2 protein-coding genes are annotated in these 3,098 nt (G+C 67.5%); both read right to left on the bottom strand.

Annotation, left to right across the window (positions count from 1 at the left end):
• Positions 1 to 555: 555 nt before the first annotated feature.
• Positions 556 to 1,266: a DUF6118 family protein gene (locus V2B31_RS13235; protein ID WP_066268885.1), complete on the bottom strand. Its 711-nt coding sequence runs from the start codon at positions 1,264 to 1,266 to the stop codon at positions 556 to 558.
• 14 nt (positions 1,267 to 1,280) lie between these two features.
• On the bottom strand, positions 1,281 to 3,098 hold a 1,818-nt coding region (locus tag V2B31_RS13240), incomplete at its 5' end, for an AAA family ATPase (RefSeq protein WP_328279271.1).

Here is a 3,098-nt window from a genome sequence, read left to right on the forward strand (position 1 = left end):
GCGCTGCTTGCTACATTTCGAAGCGCCGCATTCCTGTCGAGGATGGCGCTTCGCACGGCCATGACGTCGTTGAAGATGCTGCTCATGTTCACCCCGGTGCGACCTCTAGCATAGCTGTATAATCGCATCGCATGCGTTAGAGGATGGTTAACGACGCTTAGGAATGATTGCTTCATCGTAAAGCCGTGCGCCGATCCTTATAGGATTCGTCCAAGCCTGCCAGACGATGCGCGACCAGAGGTCTAATCATTGGCAGTTGACGAGATGGGACTCACTACATACGGGGCATTTTAATTGTGCAGCGCGCCTTCTCTCGCTAAATCAAAGGACAATCGCGCACGACACCCTTGCCGCTCGCGCTGGCAGCTTGGGTATGGGGGCTCACCTTTGCCACGCTGATGCCCCTACGCTGGCGCCTGACGGCGCTTTTTCCCTCGTCGGCCCGGCTGCCGGGAGTGCACCTATGAGCGGCATCGAAGTGCCTGCGCTGCGGGGTCGGCCCTGTACCGTGACATTACCGCCCCGCGCAACCCCGATCATGCTCGGAATCCACCCTTATTCTGTCGCCGGCTTGACCTCGATCGTGCAGCGCACCGGCTTCTTTGCCTTCGTCGCCGACTTGCGGCACGTCTCGATCGTCTCGCGATTGTCGCGCAACAGCTTGTCGGTCGCGACGATCGCCTCCCAGCGCTCCGGCGCAGCGGCCCGCATCAACCGCTGCCCCCCCTCCCATTGCGTCGGCGCGTCCAAAACGCGCGTCGCCACGCCTTCAGGCCATAGCCAGCTATCGGGCGTCAGACGCGCGATCGGCCCCGCCAACGCGGCATAGAACAACAGCCCCAGCACCAGGCCGCCACCGCCGAACAGATATAGCCAGCGATTCTGCTCGTCGCCGCGCCGCGCGGAAGCAAGCCGGCTCCCGATCTCACGCGCGGCCTGGTCCAGCGCCGTGCGCGCCTCGGTGATAAGACGCTGGTCCTCGCGGCGCGCGCCGATCGCCGCCGTCGCGATCTCGCCCGCCATATGCGCCGGGTCCATCGACAGGGCAGGGCTTTTCCGCATCGCGGCGATCTGCTGGGCCAGAACCCCCAGCACCTTTTCGGTACGCTCAAGCGTCGGCTGATAATCGGGAATGTCGATGGACTCGCGCGCGGCGGTCAGCCCTTCGACCGCATGACGCAGCAACGACACCTCGCCGCGCAACCGCTCGAACGCGGCCACTGGATCGTCGCCGGCATGGGGTTCGCGATACTCGTCCTCGTCCATGTTTGTTTCTCTCCCTACCGGCTAAGTCCACGGTCGCGGCCGATTCCCAGCTCATGCGTCAACTGGCGGCCCAGCTCGCCGCCGCCCATCTGCGGGCTGCGCTCCATGCCGATCTCAAGCCCCAGCTCGCGGGTGCGATTACGCAGGATCGATTCCACCTGGGGATCGCGCTCAAGGCTTTTCGCCATGCCCGCCATTTCCTTGCCCGCCTTCTCGCGGCCCGTCATGTCGCCGGCGCGATAGAGGCGGTCTCGGTCCTGGGAGAGCTGTTGCCAGCGTTCCACAAACCGATCGGCGCGCAAGTTCGGATCGGTGCGCACGCGAGCTTCCTGCGCCATCGCTTCGATCATCGGGCCGCTGCGTCCCGCCGCCGCGTCGCGCAGCAAGGCCGGATCGCGCTGCATCGCCGATGCGAGGTCGCGCGAAGCTCCTGGCCTGATCTGGTCAAGCGCCTCGGTCGCGCGCTCGAGCGCGACTTTCTGATGTTCCAACACCGGCCCGCCCGATGCGCGGGCCTGCAACATCGCCTCGGCCGAACGCGAGGTCCGCTCGACCGCGCGCGCGAATGTCCGATCCTGGCCGCGATCCGGCAACGCCGGCGTGCGCTCCGCGCCCTTCGCCGGCTCGGCCGACAGCTTCAACCCGTCGAACATGCCGCGCTTGGGCCTCTCGCCCTGGCCGCGATTGGTCGCCGGCGCTGGCCGCTCGGGTGCGGGCCGGAAATTGTCGAACATACCCCGCCGCGGCCGCCCCTCGCCCGCGGCCTTCGCCTCGCCAGCGCCGCGGTCGTCGCCCATCTGGCGTGAAGTTCCCGCGCTCGGCGCGAGGATCTCCACGCCCTTCCGCTCGGGCGCATCCGCAACGCGGATCTCACCCGACAGCCCGCGCCGATCGGCGAACGATTGCGCCTCGGCGTCGCGGTCGCGGAACATCGGATAGTCGGACGCCATATCCTTCGCCCGCTCGCGGCCCAGCGTGCGGACAAGCTTGCCGGTGTCGGCGAAGTCGTCGCGGCCATAATGGAGCTGCACGCCCTCGCGATGCCGCGACAGCGCCACATAGGCCGAATGGCGGTCCATCCCCGGCGTCGCCAGCACATGCGCCTGATCGACAGTCACCCCCTGCGATTTGTGGATGGTGGCAGCATAGCCATGATCGACATGGGCATAGTCCTTGAGGTCGAACGCCACCGATCGGCCATCGTCGAGCCGCACCGCCATGCTGTCGGGCGACACCCGCTCGACCTTGCCCAGCAAACCGTTCTTCACGCCAAGCCCGCGCTCGTTCTTGAGGAACATGATGCGGTCGCCGCTGGCGAACTCCCGCGCGCCGCGCTCGGCCGACACGCGCACGTCGTCGCCCAATTCGCCCGACGCGCGCAGCCGATCGCGCGCGGCCAGGTTCAGGTCACGCACCTCCGCATTGGTATGGGTGAGGATGATCCGGGTCTTGTCCGGATCGGCGCTGCGCTGCGCGTCCCATCGGTCGACCAGCTCGGCCCGGGCCTGCTCGCGCGTGTCCGCCGCCTGCACCATGCCATGCGCCTCATAGGCATGGACGGCCTTGCCGGTCCTGCCCGTCGCCAGCGCCCGCGTGGCGTCTTTCTGCCAGTCCTCATGCTGCCGGCGAACCTCGCTGATCTCGGCCGCCCCATGCCGCTCGGCCAGCGCGCGAAACGCCGCGCCCGCCTCGATCGCCTGCAACTGCTCAGGATCGCCGACCAGCACCACCTTCGCGCCCGCCCGCTCGGCCGCCGACAGCACCCGCTCCATCTGGCGCGTGCCGATCATGCCGGCCTCGTCGATCACCAGCACGTCGCGCGGACCTAGCAG

The sequence above is a fragment of the Sphingobium sp. genome (assembly GCF_036170395.1).
Lineage (GTDB): Bacteria > Pseudomonadota > Alphaproteobacteria > Sphingomonadales > Sphingomonadaceae > Sphingobium.

What these genes read in the sequence shown, in the direction of transcription:
- V2B31_RS13235 (WP_066268885.1), bottom strand. Translation starts at nt 1,266, where the DNA reads ATGGACGAGGACGAGTATCGCGAACCCCATGCCGGCGACGATCCAGTG.